Source organism: Rufibacter soli, from assembly GCF_054781795.1.
Map to the genome: position 1 here is coordinate 2,083,153 of NZ_BAAGTS010000002.1, position 18,610 is coordinate 2,101,762.

Sequence of the window (18,610 nt, forward strand, 5' to 3'; positions counted from 1 at the left end):
GAAGGCCTATTTCCTAAACAGCCATGCAAAAACCCCAGGGAACTCACGCCGCCAGAAACCTTCCTTGTGCTCCCCATCGGCGTGGACGGCATATTTTAAGTTTTTAGAAGGTATACCCTTCTTTATCAGCAGATCTCGCATCCTGGCCATGTCAGGCACCATCTGTTCCCCTTCTTTGGCTCCGGCTACCAGGTAAATTTTCACATCTTTGGAAGGTTTGTTAGAACCCACGAAGTCAAAAAATTCGGGAGACACCCAAAATGCTGGCGAGAAAACTCCTGCCTTGCCAAAGACATTGGGGTATTTTAATGTTGCGTACAAAGAGATAAGGCCGCCCATTGAACTTCCGGCTATGCCCGTGTTAGCCTTGTCTGAGAGGGTGCGGTAATGGGTGTCAATATAAGGCTTTAAGGTCTGGGCCAGAAAGTCAACGTAGGCATCTCCTTTCCCCCCGCCATATTTAGCGTTTTTCCAGGGGGTGTATTCATTCATGCGCTCCTCCCCTCCATTGTCAACTCCTATCACAATCACTTCAGGGCCCTGTTTTTTGGCTAATGAATCAAGTGCCTCATCTACGCCCCACTCACCGCTATAACTATAATAGGCATCAAAAACATTTTGCCCATCATGCATATACAGCACCGGGTATTTCTTACGGGAAGAATCATAGCCAGCTGGTAAGTAGATCCATACCCGACGATTCTTTTGCAATTGCGGCATGTAGAAAACATTGCTCACTACCTGCACGGAGGGAGAAGCGGTGTGTGCTTTGGCTGCCTTAGCAAAATTGTCCTCCCAGCTCTCTATTTCTAGCTTGACCGTGTCTGCCTTACCCGATGACGTATACGCCCGGTTTGTACGAGGGGCACCGCTGGCTAAGGCCTCCCCTTTGGCCCAACTACCCCGGGTCACCTTGTACTCCAAAACCCCATTCCCAGCAGGCAATGTCAGGTACAGGTGGTTTTTGGGGCCTTTTTGAAAGGCCAATGTTTTGTCAGAAGGGTTCCAGTTGTTCAGGTTCCCTGTCAGAAATAAGGTGTCTTTAGCAGGAGTGTTGGCCGGAAACTTGGTTACCTCAAAAGTAACCTGAGCCTGTTGGGCCTGAGCACCAAAAACTCCCAGCAAAAGGATAAAAGTACCAAGCCCCTTCTTTTTAAATAGGTTTTTCATAATTTGGCATTTTATAAATCAGGAAATCGATTTCTTAATTAAATAAGTGTAGATTTACCTCAATGATTTTACAATATTAACAATAGTTTTCGCTTTCTAGGAAACAACCACTTGAGAACGGGTAGAAATAATAAGGTTGGTAGGCACAACTTACCTGGAAGTGGATAAAATACTTGGATTAAAACAGGGAAAGTAGATCTATTAAGGTAAAATAAGCCTGCTGGAGGATGCAAGAATTAATATGATTAGCGGCTCCTACAACGATTTCCCTGCAATTAGTAGCCCCGAGATATCTACCCTGCAAAACCAGATTTCCAGCCCCAGAAATTGGGAAGGATGAAAAGACTAAAACCAAAGGCTGCCACCATGCAGAAACAGAAATATGGAAAAGTTTAAAAAAATACCATTCGGTCTTGCCACTCTGAATAGAACCCTCTTTTTGCTCACCCTGGTACTGTGGTCCTTTTCCGCCCAGGCCCAGAAAAACCGGTCTTCCATTACCCGCATTGACCCTACTTTTTGGTGGGTGGGCATGAAAGACCAGAACCTGCAATTGCTGGTGTATGGACCTCAGGCCGGTACTTATACTTATTCTATCAATTACCCGGGGGTAACCTTGGTAAAGGCCCATACAGTAGAAAACCCTAATTACGCCTTCCTGGACCTGACTATTGCTCCAAGCACAAAACCCGGTTCTTTCAAGATTACCGGCGAAAAAGGTAACCAGAAACTTTCCCGTTCCTATGAATTAAAAGCCCGCACCCAGGATCCCAAAGGCCAGGGGATTTCTTCCGCTGATTTTGTGTATTTGGTCCTGCCCGACCGTTTCGCCAACGGCGACCTCAAGAATGACAAATTCAAGGATATGGCAGATACCCAGGCCGACCGTAACAACCCTTTCCTGCGCCATGGCGGTGACATACAGGGTATCCAGAATCACCTTAACTACTTTGAGGAGATGGGTGTTACGGCCCTTTGGCTCAACCCCGTCATTGAAAACAACCAACCCCTGACAGATGAAGGCGGCCAAATGCGTAGCGCCTATCACGGCTACGCCTTCACCGACCATTACCAGGTAGATAAGCGCTTTGGCGGCAATGAAGCCTATAAGAGGTTAGTGCAGACCGCCCATGCCAAAGGCATGAAAGTAGTGCAGGACGCCGTCTATAACCACGTGGGCATTAACCATTGGTTTATCAAAGACCTGCCTTCTAAAGACTGGGTGCACCAATTCCCTACCTATACCAACACTTCGCATAAATTCCAGCCAATCATTGATCCGTATGGCTCCAAGGCAGATTGGTCCATTATGATGAATGGCTGGTTTGTGCCCCACATGCCAGACCTGAACCATGACAACCCCTTGGTGGCCAATTACCTCATTCAGCATGCCCTCTGGACCGTGGAGAACTTTGGCGTGGATGCCTGGCGCATTGACACCTATATGTACAATGAGGACCAGTTCATGAACCGTTGCAACCAGGCCCTTATGGACGAGTACCCCAACATCCACATCTTCGGGGAATCATGGGTGAACAACGTCATTGCCCAGTCTCGGTTTACCAGAAACAAGATTGCCTTCCCCTTCAAAAGCAACCAACCTGGCACCCTGGATTTTGTACTCTGGACCGCCATGAATGATGCCTTGAACCAGAAATTTGGCTGGGACGAAGGCGTGAGCAAAGTACACCAGGTGCTGGCCCAGGACGTGGTGTATGAAGACCCCACGAAACTGGTCACTTTCCTGGACAACCATGACATGAACCGCTATTTCTCGGTGGTGGGCGAAGATTTTGACAAATACAAAATGGGGATCACCTGGCTGATGACCACGCGCGGTATCCCTTCATTGTACTACGGCACGGAGATTCTGATGAAGAATTTCAAAGACCCGTCAGATGCTGAGGTGCGCAAGGATTTTCCGGGCGGCTTTGCCGGTGACAAGGAAAACAAGTTCACTGCCGCCGGCCGCAACGTCCGCGAGAACGAAGCCTTCAACTTTGTAAAGACCCTGGCCAATTACCGCAAAATCACCCCGGCCCTTCATTCTGGCAAACTCATGCAGTTTGTGCCACAAGAAGGCACCTATGTGTACTTCCGGTATGATAACCAGAAAACCATTATGGTGGCCACCAACTCCACAGATAAAGAAGTTGACCTAAAAACTGAGAGGTTTGCTGAACGCATGCAAGGCTTTACCAAGGCTCAGGACATCCTGCAAAACCAACGCCTCACTAGCCTTGTAAGCATTAAGATTCCGGCCAAAACCGCCCTGGTGCTGGAACTTCAGAAATAACCCCTTAAAGACTTTCCGTTTTAGGCCTGTTTTTCTGAAAACAGGCTTAAAACGGAAAGTCTTTGAAAGCTTCTGGTCATAGCGCGTATTGGAATACTTCAGGATACCGGTTAAGGCCCACCATTGAAATAGTAACTAAATAGCAGCACAAGAATACCCTTTTATATGAGCACCATCAAAGCTTGCCTTTTTGATTTAGACGGAGTTCTGGTAGACACCGCCATCTACCATTTTAAAGCCTGGCGCCAGTTGGCCCAAAGCCTTGGCATTGATTTTACTGAGCATGACAACGAGCGCCTGAAAGGCGTGAGCCGCGTACGCTCCCTGGAGATTATCCTGGAAATTGGTGGCCAGACCTTGCCACAAGAACAAATGCTGGCCCTATGCGAGCAGAAAAACACCGAATACCTTCAGGACGTCTCCAAAATGACCCCAGCCGAAATTCTACCCGGCGTGGAAGATTTCCTGAAGGCCTTGAAGGCCGAAGGCATCAAGATCGCCCTGGGCTCAGCCAGCAAAAACGCGCAGCTTATTCTGGAGCGCACTAACCTACTCCCCTACTTTGACGCCATCATAGACGGCCGTCACGTGGTCAACGGGAAGCCTGATCCAGAGGTGTTCCTAAAAGGTGCCGAAGCCCTGGGGGTAAAACCGGAGGAGTGTGTGGTATTTGAAGATGCCGTGGCGGGGGTAGAATCAGCTAAGAATGCGGGTATGCGGTGCGTAGGCGTAGGCCAGCCAGAGGTTTTAACCCTGGCAGACATTGTGGTGAAAGATATGACTGAAATGACCATTGAACGGTTGCATGCTTTATAGTATAGAGCGTAATACCGCTGGGGCAAAGCAAGCACAACCTATGTACTATTTAGTGGCTCCAAAAACTTTAACCCGTTTACAGCCCGTTTTTCCGAAAACAGGGCCAAACCAGATACTATAAAACTCAAAAAGAAGTCTTGATACCTGTGTCTTGATACTTGATTCCAATTTTTATGAAGCAATACCTTACCGTAGATGAGTGGTCCATTATAGAAGAAGGATTCCACGCCCATTATAACCAAATCACGGAAAGCGTTTTCAGTTTGGGCAATGGCCGGATGGGCCAGCGCGCTAACTTTGAAGAAGCCTTTACCGGCGAGACCCTGCAGGGCAATTACGTGGCAGGAGTGTATTACCCAGACAAAACCCGCGTGGGCTGGTGGAAGAACGGCTACCCCGAGTATTTCGCCAAGGTACTCAACGCCGCCAACTGGATAGGCATTGACGTGCAGCTAGACGGTGAAACCTTGGACCTGCACCTTTGCCAGGTAACCGATTTCCGGCGCGAGCTGAACATGCGCGAAGGCTGGCTGGACCGCCGGTTCACCGCCATGTTGTCCTCGGGTAAGCAGGTGCGCGTAGAAGCCCGGCGCTTTACCAGTATTGTGGAAGATGAAGTAGGCGCCATCCGCTATAGCCTCACTCCGCTAAACTTCAGCGGTACGCTCACCTTTACCCCTTACCTTGACGCCGACATTAAGAACGCCGACTCTAACTATGACGAGAAGTTCTGGAACGAGATTCTGCAGGAAGCCCAGCCCACCGAAGGCTATGTGATTGCCGAGACCAAGAAAACGTTCTTCCATGTATGCACCGGCCAGAAATTTGTGGTTACCCAAAACGGGCAGGAAGTAAACGTGCAGGCTTCGCCGGTTGAGCGCTCCAAATTCATTGCCTCAACCTTTGATATTGCCGTGGAGCAAGGCCAGGAGACGGTACTTTACAAGTACGCGGCTAACCTTTCCTCAGAAAACCACCCCAAAGAAGACTTGTTGGCCAACACCAAAAAAGTGATTGCCGCTGCCACTGCCAAAGGGTTTGAGCAACTTCTAAAAGAGCAGGCCGCCGCTTGGGCCGCTAAGTGGGAAGAAAGCGACATCGTGATTGAAGGCGATGCCACTGCCCAGCAAGGCATCCGGTTTAACATCTTCCAGCTTAACCAGACCTACACCGGCGAGGATGAGCGTCTGAACATTGGCCCCAAAGGCTTCACCGGCGAGAAATACGGCGGAACCACCTATTGGGACACCGAAGCCTACTGCCTTCCCTTCTACCTGGCCACCGCAGATCCGCAGATTGCCCGCAACCTGCTCATTTACCGCTACAAACACCTGCCAAAAGCCATTGAGAACGCAGAGAAACTAGGCTTCACTGGTGGCGCAGCCTTGTACCCCATGGTAACCATGAATGGTGAGGAATGCCATAATGAGTGGGAAATCACCTTTGAGGAAATCCATAGGAACGGCGCCATCGCGCACGCCATTCATGACTACATCCGGTACACCGGAGATGATTCCTATCTGGCCGAATATGGCGTGGAGGTGTTGGTAGGCATTTCGCGGTTCTGGGCGCAGCGCGTGAACTGGTCACAGGCCAAAAACAAGTACGTGATGCTGGGCGTGACCGGCCCCAATGAATACGAGAACAACGTCAATAATAACTGGTACACCAGCACCATTGCCACCTGGACCTTGGAATACACCCTCAAGGCCCTGCAGCACGTGCAACAAACCAACCCGGCCCGTTACCAGGAACTGGTGAGCAAGCTGAACCTGAACGTTGAAAAGGAAACCAGCCAGTGGCAGCACGTAATTGACCATATGTTCTACGCCGAAGACCAAGGATTGGGCATCTTCCTGCAGCAGGACGGCTTCCTGGACAAGGAGCAGACCCTGGTAAAAGACCTGCCCGCCGAGGACCGCCCGTTGAACCAAAAATGGTCCTGGGACAGAATCCTGCGCTCGGTGTTTATTAAGCAAGCCGATGTGCTCCAGGGCATCTACCTGTTTGAGGACCGCTATGACCTGGAGACTATTAGAAGAAACTATGACTTCTATGAGCCGCGCACGGTGCATGAATCATCGCTCTCACCCTGCGTGCACTCGATTCTGGCTGCCAAGTTAGGTGATGAGGAACGCGCCTATGAGTTCTACCTGCGGACCGCCCGCCTGGACCTGGACGACTATAACAATGACACCGAGGACGGTTGCCACATCACTAGTATGGCCGGCACCTGGATGAGCGTGGTCCAAGGCTTTGGAGGCATGCGCGTGCGTGATAACCAACTGTTCTTCAATCCGTTCATCCCTTCTGGCTGGAGTTCTTATTCCTTTAAAATCAGGTTCAGAGGCCACTTGTTAACCATTAAAGTGACCCGCGAGCAGGTGCAGATTGAGAACCATGCTGATAAGGCGATTACCTTGAATGTGTTTGACCAACCGCAAACCATAGAGGCCAATGCCAAAACCTCTCTGAACCACCAGAGAGCTTAAAGCTACCGTTTCCGTTTCAGGCCTGTTTTCCATAAAACAGCCCTGAAACGGAAGCCAAAAATCAATTAGGTTCAAATGGTTCATTTACTGCAGGAAGTAAACCTTGAATCATGGTACCTGATTACTTGATACAACCCTATGAAACATTCTCAGCGTTCCTTCTTGTCTTTGGCCATGCTGGCATGGCTGGCGGTAGGTTGCAAATCCACCACGCCCACTTCTTCTACCTTACCAGAAAAAGAAACCCAAGAAAACCGAATGACTACTTCTGAAGGTGCCACCCAAACGCCAAACCCTTTTACCACCAATGAAGAGGTATCGGACCAGAAACTGGTGATTTACCAGATGATGACCCGTCTGTTTGGCAACAAAAAAACGCTGAACAAAACCTATGGCACCCTGCATGAAAATGGTGTGGGCAAGTTCAATGACATCACAGATAAGGCCCTGCAGGAAATCAAGAAACTGGGCGCTACTCACGTTTGGTATACCGGCGTATTGGAGCACGCGCTCATGACCGATTATACTAAGTTCGGGATACCGCTGGATGACGCAGATGTGATCAAAGGCCGCGCGGGCTCGCCCTACGCCATCAAGGATTATTATGACGTGAACCCAGATTTGGCCGTAGACGTGCGCAAGCGCATGGTGGAGTTTGAAGCGCTGGTAAAACGCACCCATGGCAACGGCCTTAAAGTGATCATTGACTTTGTGCCCAACCACGTGGCCCGTAAGTACCAGTCAGATGCCAAGCCTGCGGGCGTGGAAGATTTTGGGGCGAAAGATGACGTGACCGTTGGCTTCAAACCCAGCAATAATTTCTATTATCTGCCGGGCCAGCCATTGCAGGTGCCATCTGGATATAATGCCTTGAGCGCTTCTTTCAATGGTCCGCAAGAGGAAGGAAAGTTTGCGGAGAATCCGGCGAAAGCATCAGGGAATGACGTTTTCAGCGCTACGCCCAGCGTAGATGATTGGTTTGAGACGGTAAAGCTGAATTATGGCATAGATTACCAGAACAACCGTACCAAGCATTTCTCGCCTACCCCAGACACGTGGCTTAAGATGCGGGACATTTTGCTGTACTGGGCAGGCAAAAACGTAGACGGATTCAGATGCGACATGGCCGAAATGGTGCCCGTGGAGTTCTGGGCCTGGGTGATTCCACAGGTGAAAGCCAAATACCCAGACATTACCTTCATAGCCGAGATCTACAATCCCAAGGAATACCGCAACTATATTAAAACTGGTGGCTTTGACTATCTGTATGACAAAGTAGGCTTGTATGACGGCGTGCGGCGGTTAATGGAGAACAAAGGCCAAGGCAACACTCATGACATCACCAAAGTTTGGCAAGAAGAAAGCAACGGCATCTCCAGCCATATGCTGCGTTTCCTAGAAAATCATGATGAGCAACGCATTGCCTCCCCAGACTTTGCGGGCACGCCCTGGGCGGCCGTACCGGCCATGACCGTAAGCGCCACCCTGGGCAGCGGCCCGGTATTGGTGTATTTTGGACAGGAAGTAGGCGAGCCCGGGAAAGGACATGAAGGCTTTCAGGGCGAAGACGGCCGTACTACTATCTTTGATTATTGGGGCGTACCCACGCACCAGGCCTGGATGAACAGCGGCAAATTTGATGGCGGTAAACTCTCTGAAGACCAGCAGCGCCTTCGGGAGTTTTATTCCAAATTGCTCAACCTAAGCACTAGCCGCGAAGCCATTAGAAAAGGCAAGTTCTATGCGTTGACCACTCAGGAAGGCACTGCTCCTGCTGGGGTATATGCCTACCTGCGCCACACCGCCCAAGAACGAATACTGGTGTTGGTGAACTTCAACCGGCAGCCTTCAGATTACGGCATGGCAATTTCTACGGCCGCCTTCAATGCCTTGGGCTTAGACGAGAAAGGAACGTTCATTCTACAGGATCTTCTGTTTGACACGCCCCCCTTGTTCTTCCAGCCGGAGGTGAAAACTAACATTACTTTAGCCCCCATGAGCGCGCATGTGTTCCTTCTGCAGCAGAAGTAAATTTTTATAGACCTGGATACAAGACATAATTAAACTGGAGTCATAGATGAATCTTGTGTCTTGTATCCTGTGTGTTAAATCCTTCTAGTGTTTTAAGCTCGTTTTTCCGAAATTAAAGCAAAAACAACTTTACCAAACCCAACCAAACAAACCTTTTACAATCTGCCCATGGCACAAACAATATCGGCGCAAGCCAAGCCTCGCCTGAGCTTCTGGCAAATCTGGAACATGAGTTTCGGGTTTCTGGGAATTCAATTTGGATTCGCGTTGCAGAACGCCAACGTGAGCCGCATTTTTGAGACCTTGGGTGGTACGGAGATAGCCTTGTATTGGCTGGCCGCACCAGTAACCGGCCTGCTAGTACAGCCTATCATTGGCTACCTGAGTGACCGTACCTGGAGTCCCCGGTTTGGCCGCCGTAAGCCTTTCTTTATGGTGGGCGCCATTCTGGCCTCTATCTCCCTATTTCTGATGCCTAATTCCTCGGTGCTCTGGATGGCGGTGGGCATGCTCTGGATACTGGATTCATCCATCAATATCTCTATGGAACCCTTCAGGGCTTTGGTGGGTGATTTACTGCCTTCTGAGCAACGTACTAGCGGTTTCGCAGCCCAGACTTTCTTTATTGGCATTGGGGCGGTAGTAGCCTCGCTCCTGCCCTGGATTTTCAATAACTGGGTGGGTTTACCTAATACCGCTCCGGCCGGAGAAATTCCGCCTTCAGTGAAATGGGCATTTTATTCTGGAGGGGTTGTCTTCTTTCTGGCAGTGCTTTGGACAGTGCTTAAAACCAAGGAATATCCCCCGGAAGATCTGGAGGAGTTTGAGCGGGAGAAGCGAGATACTACTTTCTGGGAAGGCGTAAAGGAAACCTTCCTGGGAATTTTTAAAATGCCTAAGACCATGTTGCAGTTGGCCTTTGTGCAGTTCTTTACCTGGTTTGCGCTGTTTGCCATGTGGATTTTCACCACCCCGGCCCTTACCAGCCACGTGTACGGCACCACCGATACCACCTCCAAACTCTACAATGAGGGCGCCGACTGGGTAGGCGTTTGCTTTGCGGTCTATAATGGGGTTTCAGCCATTTTTGCGCTGCTACTTCCGGCTCTGGCTAAGAAAACCAGCCGCCGCATGACCCACTTGATCTGCCTTACCATTGGCGGGTTGGGCTTAATCTCCGTTTACTTTATCTCTGACCCTAAACTTTTGCTGGTGTCAATGGTAGGAGTTGGTATTGCTTGGGCAAGTATCCTTTCAATGCCTTACGCCATTCTGGCGGGTTCATTGCCGGCCAAACGCATGGGTTACTACATGGGAGTTTTCAACTTCTTCATCGTGATTCCGCAAATTGTAGCCGGCACCCTCCTGGATTTCATCAATAAGCACATCTTTGACGGCCAGTCTATCTATGTGTTGGTGCTGGGTGGCTGCTCTATGATTCTGGCCGGATTTATGACTTTACTGGTAAAAGACGTAGATGAGCAGGTAGCTTAGTATTCTTTTTTATAAACAGAAGAGCCCGGGACCTAATCCTGGGCTCTTCTGTTTCAGGCCTGTTTTTGGAAAATCAGGCTTAAAATAGCTAATCTATAAAAAGCTCATTTTTTCTATCCAGGCATTTAATTTAATAGATAAGAGGTAATGACCTTTTGCCAGATGGCATAGCCTTCAGGTTGCATGTGCAGGCGGTCTTTTACGTAGAGTTCCTCCCGCATATTCCCATTGGGGTCAAGCATGGGTTTGTAGACATCAATAAAATCGGTGTTTTTCTGCTTTTTCAGGAAGCGTTTGATGTCTTTGTTGGCGGCTTTCACCTTCTCTTGGATAGAGGCACGGCTGGGGCTGGGTTTGATGCTCACAAAACTAATCCTTGTGGCGGGGAGATTCGTTCTTATCATGCCAAACAGTGTCTTGAATCTCTGCACGGCTTCTTCTGCCGTGATACTGTCAGCTGAGGCCAAGTCATTCTCGCCGCAATAAATGACCACCTGTTTAGGTTGGTAGGGCAAGATAATATCATAGGTGTATTTGATTACGTCTACCAGCGTAGAGCCGCCAAACCCTCTATTCACCACCGGGTACCCCGGAAAACTTTCTTGCAGGTTTTTCCACCTGGTAAAGGACGAACTCCCCACAAACAAGATTGGGTTGGAAGGCGGCGTTTGGATGGCATCCTGTTTTTTAAAACCGATAATGTCTGCCCAAAAGGGAGGCGCAGTTTGAGCATAAGCCCCCCTCAGACCCATCATCAGGAACAGGAGCAAGAATAAACTTTTCTTCATAGCACTACTTAATTTATTTATTAACCAAGACCACTACATCCATCCCGTTAACTTTTACTTCTTTTATGGATGTGTTGGAAAAGGCATTTTTATAGGACTGCTTGCTCAACTTGGAATGGGTAAAAGTCACCGGCTGAGTACCTCGGTTGACTACCACAAGGACTTCCTCCTGACCCAACTTCCGGCTGAAGGCGTACAGCTGCCGGGCGTCGTCGGTGGCCAGGGTGGTATATTCCCCAAGTTTAAGGGCTTTGTACCGTTGTCGCAACCCTATGAACTTTTGGTACCACGCAAACAAATCCTGGTTAAATGCCACCTGATCTGGATCATGTTTGCTCTGGTCTGGGTTATAGGTTTCTGGCTGATAGGTTTTGTCTTTCCAGACCATGGGTTTGCGGCAGTCTGGATCGTTGCCACCCCACATGCCCACCTCGTCTCCGTAGTAGATCATGGGGGACCCCAGGTAAAGAAGCTGGAAGGCGGCTATCAGTTTTTGTTTCTTGAGCTGTTCTGCGGTGGGTTTGCGCGCATTGTAACTTTTGTTGTTGCTTTTCTGGCTCCAGTTGAAATACTTGCCCCAGTCCCCAAATTTTAAGCCGTCCGGGTTGGCCACGGCACTTCCTAACCGGGTGGCATCGTGGCTATCCATAAGGTTTTGCATGTTATAGGCCACACCTTCGCCAAAGGCTTCCCGCAGTTCTTTCAAGCGGGTGTCAAACTGGGTAACAGTAATGGCTTTTTTCTCCTGCACAAAGTAATCATGCACAATGAACGCGAAGTTGTAGTTCATGGTAGCATCAAACTCATCTCCGCTGAGATAAGGACGGGTCTCCTCAATGGAAAAGACCAGTTCTGCGGTCATGTAGGCATTTGGGTTTAGGCTCCGCACATACGTGCGCCAGTCTTTCCAGAAAGGGTGCCCTACATCATAGGCCACATCCAGACGCCAGCCATCAATCCCTTTGGCGGCCCCTTTGCCCATGGGGTTCATCCATCGTTTGATGGCATTGAAGATGTATTGTTTGGGGCCGGCTACTATGCCCGTACTGTCTTCTTTGAATTCTGGCAGGGTTTTCACGCCAAACCACCCTTTGTACTCAAAGGGAATTCCCTTGGCGGAATCGCGCCAGCTCTTTACCATAAACCAGTCACGATAAGGAGAGGCTTGCTGGTTTTTAGCCACATCTTTAAACGCGAAGCTGTTGACGCCTATGTGGTTGAAGACTCCGTCAAAGATGATGTACATCTTTCGCTTGTGCACTTCCTCAATGAGTTTCAAGGCTAGCTTGTCTGCGCTGGTCCACACCCAAGAGGCCGGGTCTAACGGGTTTTCCTTTGCTATCATTCGCTTGTCTCCCTCTGGGTCTGGCCCAAAGGTGGGGTCTACGTGGTGATAGGTTAAGGCATCATATTTATGGGAAGAAGGCGCCCAGAAAATTGGGTTCAGGTAAATGGCATTCACGCCCAACGATTGCAGGTAGTCCAATTTGTCAATTACTCCCTGTAAATCGCCGCCGTACCTGCGGCGCTGCAGGTTGTAATAAATATCTTTGCCATTTTTCTGCTCATAGGGCTGCAACTGGTACCAATCGCTGGTCCAGGGGTGGATCTGGAAAGCAGAAGAATCATCAAAGGGGTAGGCTCCGGATTGGTCGGTTACCTTGGGGTCATTGCTGGGGTCACCGTTATAAAACCTGTCCGGGAAAATCTGGTACCACACCACGCCTTTGCTCCAGTCTGGCGTGAATTCCTTCTTCCCCTGCGCATGTATTTCAGAATAGCCCCCTAAAATACTTAGAAGGGCCAAAAACGGAATTAATAACTTTTTCATAGGAAACGTTTTAGAAACCATTCTTTCTATTTTAAGCCTGTTTTTTGAAAAACGGGCCTAAAACAGAAAGGAAACAAAAACTTATTTTTCTAATACGAGGCTGCTATACGCGGGCAATGTAACGGTTCCTTTGCTGATTTTGGCGCCGTTGTATTTAAAATAGGTGTTGGTGTACCCACTGGCGGCTGAAGGAAGGGCTACCGTTACCTCAGCGTTTGACAAGTTGTGCAACACCAGCAGTGATTGGTTTTCATGAGTGCGCAGAAAGGCGCTTACTGCCGGTTCATTCAAAGAAACTGGCTCTATGTTTCCGTAAGTAAGGGCCTGGCTGCGGTTCCGAAGACTGATGAAGGCTTTATAATGGTTATACAAAGAGTTTTTGTCTTTGATTTGGGCTGCGGCTGGGGCTACGGTTTTTTCCGTACTAAACACGGGCTTCATCCATTTAGTGCGGCTTTTGTCTTTGCTAGCCGCATCCCATAAAAATGGCTCCCTAATATTTGGATCTGGCTTTTTACCGGTCATGCCTAATTCCTCCCCATAATATAGGTAAGGCGACCCCGGCAAGGTCAGCAATAAAGCGGCAGCAATTTTGGCTTTGCTTTTATCTCCGCCCAATTCGCTCATGATGCGGTTTTGGTCATGGTTGCTCAGGATAGTGGCATCTATGAAGGCTGAGTTCACGGAATGATAGAAGTTGGTGATCTTGGCATGTTTATTGGCCAAAGAATCTCCCTTTCCTTGGTTCAGGGCCTTTAAAATATCCCAGCTCATCTCAAAGTTGAATAGGGCCGGCAAGCCTTTAATGTAGGGGGCCACAATATCAGTAGGTGCCCACACCTCCCCCACCAGGTATGCGTCTTTTTTGGCTTTTACCATCTCGCTCCTGAAGTACTCCCACCACCGGTGGTTATCAAAGGGGCGCTCATCTGGGAATATATGGCGGGCTGCATCTAATCTGAAGCCGTCTACGCCCATCTCTGTCAGCCAAAACCTGCCAATCTTGAAAATCTCGTCCCGCAGTTTCGGGCTGTCGAAATTAAGGTCGGGCATGCCTTCATAGAAATAGCCATAGTACAGGTAGTCGCTTCCTTCTACTTTGTGCCAATGGCGGGTGTTATCTGAATCTGCGCCGGTAGGCCTTCCTTCGTGCTGCGTCTGGGGATCGCTTTTGTGGGTCCAGACATAATAATCACTGTAAGGGCTGTTAGGATTTTTGAGGGCTTCTTTAAACCAGGGGTGCTGGCTGGAGGAATGGTTGATCACCAAGTCCATAACCACTTTGATGTTCCGTTTATGTGCTTCTTGCAGGAAAACCTTGAAGTCGGCCAGCGTCCCGTAATCCGGGTGAATACCGTAATAGTCGGTGACATCATATTTATGGTAAGACGGCGATGGGTTAATGGGCATGAGCCACACGCCTTCCACGCCCAGCTCTTTCAGGTAATCCAATTTAGAAGTCATGCCTTTGATGTCGCCAATTCCGTCTCCGTTAGAATCGGCGAAAGACTGCACGAAAATTTCATAGGTGATACCACGGGGCCATTGGCTGGCCTTCTTGGATTGGTTTTGAGCCGAAGCACCTGAAACCAGGAAAGCCGAGCTAATCAAAAATGAGAACAGAAGGCGAAGAAAATGTTTTTTCATAGGAATGAGGTTAAGGGAAAATTCTGCTACCCACCCATATGTCTGGAAAAGGTAGCAGGCACTGGATAAAATTCTATTAATGGGTAACCACTAAACGTTGCATGGAAATAGAGGCCCCGGTCTGCAGTTTCACAAAATAAATTCCACTGGGCAGGCCAGCCGTGTTCAACTGGTATTTCTGGCCTTTGAAGGTGGCGGAAAATTGAGGTTTTCCAGTGACATCCAAAACCGTTATCTTTTTTTCCTGACCTAGATGCTGGGTGGTCTCTACCTGCACCAGATCGTTGGCTGGGTTTGGGTACACTTTAAAACCACCTTCATCCATATTCTTAGATAGCCCGGTGAGGTTTGATGCCGTAAGTTTCAAAACCCAGGTTTGATCTGCCGCCAAAGATGCACTGCCAATGGACCAAGTGGTGAAGTTTCCCTGGTCATTTACCATCACAGATCCAACCTTCTGATTCGTGGTAAGATCGGTGAGGGAATAGCTACCTGGAAGAAGCGTTGAAACAGGTAAGGAAACAATAGGTGCTACCACGGCCACCGCCCCAAAATTTGACACCACCACAACTGCTTCCTGCGCAAAGACTCGGGCATAGGCTAACACCGAAGGGTTTGAAGTAGACATTTCCTGGTAATAACCTTTGCGCAAGGCAGGCTGGGCGTTTCTTACCTGAATAAGTTTCTTGTAGTGGTTTAACAAAGACCCTGGGTCTCCGGCCATGGCCTGCACACTGAATTGTGCAAAATTTGAATTGAGGTTCCGCCAGGGGGTTCCGGTGGTAAAACCGCCGTTACTGGCGGTTGACCACTGCATAGGTTTCCGCTTGTCTTCATCTACCCCTGACCCTGACATGCCCACCTCTTCACCATAATACAGGAAAGGAACGCCTGGCATAGTCAGGTACAATGAAGCCGCTTGTTTTATGTGGGCGAGATTGGCTCCCAACTCGTCAAAGACCCGGTTCTGATCGTGATTAGTTAAGAAGGTTGCGTACTGCAGACGTGGGTACAGCCGGTTCACGGTATTTAACTGGCTCTTTAAACCCACCGGATTATTTCCCTTCACGGCGTTCAGGATAGCAAAGGATAAGTCAAACTCAAAGCTGACGTCTAGCCTGTTGTTCTGCACATAAGGAACCACCTTTGGTGTAGCCGACCAGACTTCTCCCACGGTAAAAGCGTTAGGGTTGGCGGCCTTGGCCACCTGATGGTATTCCTGCAGAAGTTGAAACGTTTCTGGGGTATTTTCAAGAGTGGCTCCGTCTTCGTCCAGGTGCTTTACGGCATCAATGCGGTAGCCGTCCACGCCTTTGTTCAGCCAGAAGCGGGTAACATCCCACATAGAGCTTTTGAGTTGGGCATTGCTCCAGTTCAAATCTGGCATGCCGCTGTAAAAAATGCCGTAATAGTACTTACCATTTTTGGCATGCCAAACCGTTTGGCCAGAAGGCCCCGTAATGCCCGGGTTTGTGTCTGACCAGTTGTACCAGTTGCGGAACGTGCTGGTAGTGCTAGCCGCCGATTGCTGAAACCATGGATGCTGGTCTGAGGAGTGGTTCATGACAAAGTCAATGATTACTTTAATACCCCGGGCATGGGCTGCCGCCAAAAAGGCTTCAAAATCTGCCATGGTGCCGTAATCTGGCTCTGTGGCGTAATAGTTAGTCACGTCATAGCCATGGTAGCTAGGCGATTCCATCATGGGCATGAGCCAAATACCGGTAATACCTAAATCTGTGGTAGTAGCCGGGTCTCCATCATTGAGGTAATCCAGTTTCTGAATCAAGCCTCTAAAGTCTCCCTTGCCATCTCCATTGCTGTCATAGAAACTCCTGACAAACACTTCATAGAAAACCGCGTCATTCCACCAGTGGGTGGCGTAATCAGTAGTTGGAATTTGGACGTCTTTGGTTTCACAGGCCCCAAAAAAATAGGCAGGCGTAGTAGAAACGGAAGCCGTGGCGTCTATGATTCGGTTGAAGTTTCCAGCCCCGTCATTCAATCCGCAGGCGGCAGGCACAATCTCGGCGCCGGCCCAACTGTTTCCATTGATGAACTTGTACTGGAACAAGCCCCCGGTTGGTAGCGTTACCTGCACCTCATAAATCCCATTTCTATCGGGGTCGGTGAGGGCCAGTGAGGCAGGATTCCAGTCTGCTCCTCCCCCGGCCAAAGCCTGAAAATTACCTGCCACGTGGACACCGCTGGGGGCTACCGTTTGCTGGCTCATGTCTACCTTGAAGATAAGCTGTACCTGCTGGGCTGCCAACCCGCCTAAGGTAGAAAAGAAGACGATAAGGAAAGTGATGAATGACCTCATGAAGAAATTGTAAAAGAAACGGAGGAAATAAAGTGTAGCAGCGGTACAAAACCTATGCGCCATATAGCCAGTCTTCCTGGTTTAGAACACAGTTGGGTCCCTGAAATATTGGCTCGTGGTTTAGGCCTGTTTTCTAAAAAACGGCTTTAAAACGAAAACTCCACTGAAAGCCGTTTTGGAATGGTTCAGTTAGGTAAAATAGAAAAGAGGTTATTCCAATGACCATTGAAATAACCTCTTTTCTACACTATGGAAAGGACTGCTTAAACTTTGGTTAGTTTATACGTTCCGGTTCCAGTGGTAAAATCCACATCAATTTTATAAGTACCGGCAGCTAGACCTTTAGTAGAAAAGTTAGGGCCACTTCCTTGTGCATCAAAGGTACCTGCGGAAGGTGTTCCTGAGCCAAAGGCCCACTTGTCATCCCATTGGTTGTACTCTGGCAGCAACAGGTATTCGCTGTCTGCTTTCAAGGCAATGGTAATAGAATATTTCCCCTCACCCGTTTTTGTAAAGTTCTGACCAGAAGAAGCGCCCCAGTCACCTGGAGTGGCACCACCCACAATCACAATCTTGTTGCCTAAGGCAAATCCGGCTTGGCCGAAAGTGCCTACCGTTACTTGTACCGGGTTTGTTTTACCATCCCAAACGGCTGACTGTAAAAAGCCATATCTGTTTTTACCAGTAGCAGCGGCATTTCCTTTTACCACCACATATTCTACACCTGGTTTTTTGGCCACAGCGGCAGCCACTTTATTAGCACCCTCAAAGGCGACCATCTTAACCCCAGAATTGATGTTAGTGGCTCCTTTTTCAACTACATAATAGTCACCAGATTTAGCATCAAGACCAGTGGCTAAAGTAGCCACAAAGGTTAACATGCCAGATTTAACAGCCTCTGCAGGCACGTTCAGGATCTCACCTGCTGGTGAGGTAGGCGCTACAGTAGGCCGGTCTTTCCAGTTAAATGCAGTGGCCGAGAAAGCAGACTCTCCATTATACGTAAAATCTGAGTACTCTGCACCGGTTGCAGTGGTCATCTGCTTGTCCCAGTTACCGCGGGTGATTTTGAATTTGTCACCGTTTTCAAGGTGCATGGCAATCTCATAGCAGGTAGGGCTCAATTGGGTGAATTTGTGAGGTCCTCCCCCGCCATCCCAGTCGCTGCCGCCTTCTCTTGAACCAAAGCTACCTGTCAGGTAAACCGTTCTGTCATTGGCTGGAAGGGTGGCTCCGTTGGGCACATATAACCTGATCCAAACGGTCTTGCCAGAAGGAAGCGCATTGGTGTAGGTACAAAACACCGGGGACATGTTGTTTATGATATTGATATCATAAGAACCCACGTTCTGCTCACCAGCTTTGCTGATCATCTTGTAATTCACCGTGTAGATACCGGAAGGCGCTTTGTCATTGCTCTGGAAAGGCACATTCAGGGAAACTCTGTTAAGTGAGTTAGCCTTAATGTTGCTTAAGGTATTGGAACCCACCACAGTAGTAGAACCTTGTTTGGTAATTTCTACTATCACCTTTTCCAAATCTGTTCCGGCAGCGGTAAAGGAAACCGGTACGCTGGTGCTGGCATCAGAAACTACCACCAGGTCATACGACTGGTTGCGAAGCTCCTGAAACATCGGATCCACATCATCCTCCCCGCAGCCCCAGAAGGTGAAGCTCAGCAGGAAGCTGAAGAACAATAAAGGATTTTTAAAATTTCTCATA

The 18,610-nt window shown here is 49.0% G+C and carries 11 protein-coding genes; 5 read left to right on the plus strand and 6 right to left on the minus strand.

The features are described 5' to 3' along the window. Window positions 1-6 precede the first annotated feature (6 nt). On the minus strand, window positions 7-1,170 hold the full coding sequence (locus ACYVJQ_RS10605) for an alpha/beta hydrolase (RefSeq protein WP_460893049.1): 1,164 nt from the start codon (window positions 1,168-1,170) through the stop codon (window positions 7-9). A gap of 382 nt (window positions 1,171-1,552) precedes the next feature. Between ACYVJQ_RS10605 and ACYVJQ_RS10610 the strand changes: the two genes are divergently transcribed. The 5 genes from ACYVJQ_RS10610 to ACYVJQ_RS10630 all read left to right on the plus strand — a co-directional run bounded on the left by ACYVJQ_RS10610 (window position 1,553) and on the right by ACYVJQ_RS10630 (window position 10,299). Beyond that, window positions 1,553-3,466 (plus strand): glycoside hydrolase family 13 protein, encoded by a 1,914-nt coding sequence (locus tag ACYVJQ_RS10610; RefSeq protein ID WP_460893050.1) that lies wholly within the window; start codon window positions 1,553-1,555, stop codon window positions 3,464-3,466. 165 nt (window positions 3,467-3,631) lie between these two features. Continuing rightward, a complete protein-coding gene (gene pgmB, locus ACYVJQ_RS10615; RefSeq protein ID WP_460893051.1) occupies window positions 3,632-4,282 on the plus strand; it encodes a beta-phosphoglucomutase in 651 nt (216 codons plus the stop codon). 173 nt (window positions 4,283-4,455) lie between these two features. Continuing rightward, a complete protein-coding gene (locus tag ACYVJQ_RS10620) occupies window positions 4,456-6,774 on the plus strand; it encodes a glycoside hydrolase family 65 protein (RefSeq protein ID WP_460893052.1) in 2,319 nt (772 codons plus the stop codon). Between the two features lie 345 nt (window positions 6,775-7,119). After that, window positions 7,120-8,805, plus strand: coding sequence for an alpha-amylase family protein (locus ACYVJQ_RS10625; protein WP_460893594.1), 1,686 nt, complete (start codon window positions 7,120-7,122; stop codon window positions 8,803-8,805). A gap of 168 nt (window positions 8,806-8,973) precedes the next feature. Beyond that, window positions 8,974-10,299, plus strand: a complete 1,326-nt coding sequence (locus tag ACYVJQ_RS10630) for an MFS transporter (RefSeq protein WP_460893053.1) — start codon at window positions 8,974-8,976, stop codon at window positions 10,297-10,299. Between the two features lie 125 nt (window positions 10,300-10,424). Here the strand turns inward: ACYVJQ_RS10630 and ACYVJQ_RS10635 are convergent, their stop codons facing one another. The 5 genes from ACYVJQ_RS10635 to ACYVJQ_RS10655 form a co-directional block, all read right to left on the minus strand. After that, window positions 10,425-11,087 carry a GDSL-type esterase/lipase family protein gene (locus tag ACYVJQ_RS10635; protein WP_460893054.1) on the minus strand — a complete coding sequence of 221 codons (663 nt, stop codon included), beginning with the start codon at window positions 11,085-11,087 and terminating at the stop codon, window positions 10,425-10,427. Between the two features lie 13 nt (window positions 11,088-11,100). Further along, window positions 11,101-12,918, minus strand: a complete 1,818-nt coding sequence (locus ACYVJQ_RS10640; RefSeq protein WP_460893055.1) for a glycoside hydrolase family 13 protein — start codon at window positions 12,916-12,918, stop codon at window positions 11,101-11,103. Window positions 12,919-12,999: 81 nt separating this feature from the next. Continuing rightward, the gene (locus tag ACYVJQ_RS10645; protein WP_460893056.1) at window positions 13,000-14,565 is read right to left on the minus strand and encodes an alpha-amylase family glycosyl hydrolase; all 1,566 of its coding nucleotides are present in this window, start codon (window positions 14,563-14,565) and stop codon (window positions 13,000-13,002) included. 76 nt (window positions 14,566-14,641) lie between these two features. Next, window positions 14,642-16,888 carry an alpha-amylase family glycosyl hydrolase gene (locus tag ACYVJQ_RS10650; RefSeq protein ID WP_460893057.1) on the minus strand — a complete coding sequence of 749 codons (2,247 nt, stop codon included), beginning with the start codon at window positions 16,886-16,888 and terminating at the stop codon, window positions 14,642-14,644. Window positions 16,889-17,151: 263 nt separating this feature from the next. Continuing rightward, window positions 17,152-18,609 (minus strand): cadherin repeat domain-containing protein, encoded by a 1,458-nt coding sequence (locus ACYVJQ_RS10655; protein WP_460893058.1) that lies wholly within the window; start codon window positions 18,607-18,609, stop codon window positions 17,152-17,154. Window position 18,610 lies beyond the last annotated feature (1 nt).

Coding starts and splice junctions, on each gene's coding strand:
- ACYVJQ_RS10610 (WP_460893050.1), top strand. CDS start 1,553: ATGGAAAAGTTTAAAAAAATACCATTCGGTCTTGCCACTCTGAATAGA.
- ACYVJQ_RS10650 (WP_460893057.1), bottom strand. CDS start 16,888: ATGAGGTCATTCATCACTTTCCTTATCGTCTTCTTTTCTACCTTAGGC.
- ACYVJQ_RS10625 (WP_460893594.1), top strand. CDS start 7,120: ATGATGACCCGTCTGTTTGGCAACAAAAAAACGCTGAACAAAACCTAT.
- ACYVJQ_RS10630 (WP_460893053.1), top strand. CDS start 8,974: ATGGCACAAACAATATCGGCGCAAGCCAAGCCTCGCCTGAGCTTCTGG.
- ACYVJQ_RS10605 (WP_460893049.1), bottom strand. CDS start 1,170: ATGAAAAACCTATTTAAAAAGAAGGGGCTTGGTACTTTTATCCTTTTG.
- ACYVJQ_RS10645 (WP_460893056.1), bottom strand. CDS start 14,565: ATGAAAAAACATTTTCTTCGCCTTCTGTTCTCATTTTTGATTAGCTCG.
- ACYVJQ_RS10655 (WP_460893058.1), bottom strand. CDS start 18,609: ATGAGAAATTTTAAAAATCCTTTATTGTTCTTCAGCTTCCTGCTGAGC.
- ACYVJQ_RS10635 (WP_460893054.1), bottom strand. CDS start 11,087: ATGAAGAAAAGTTTATTCTTGCTCCTGTTCCTGATGATGGGTCTGAGG.
- pgmB (WP_460893051.1), top strand. CDS start 3,632: ATGAGCACCATCAAAGCTTGCCTTTTTGATTTAGACGGAGTTCTGGTA.
- ACYVJQ_RS10620 (WP_460893052.1), top strand. CDS start 4,456: ATGAAGCAATACCTTACCGTAGATGAGTGGTCCATTATAGAAGAAGGA.
- ACYVJQ_RS10640 (WP_460893055.1), bottom strand. CDS start 12,918: ATGAAAAAGTTATTAATTCCGTTTTTGGCCCTTCTAAGTATTTTAGGG.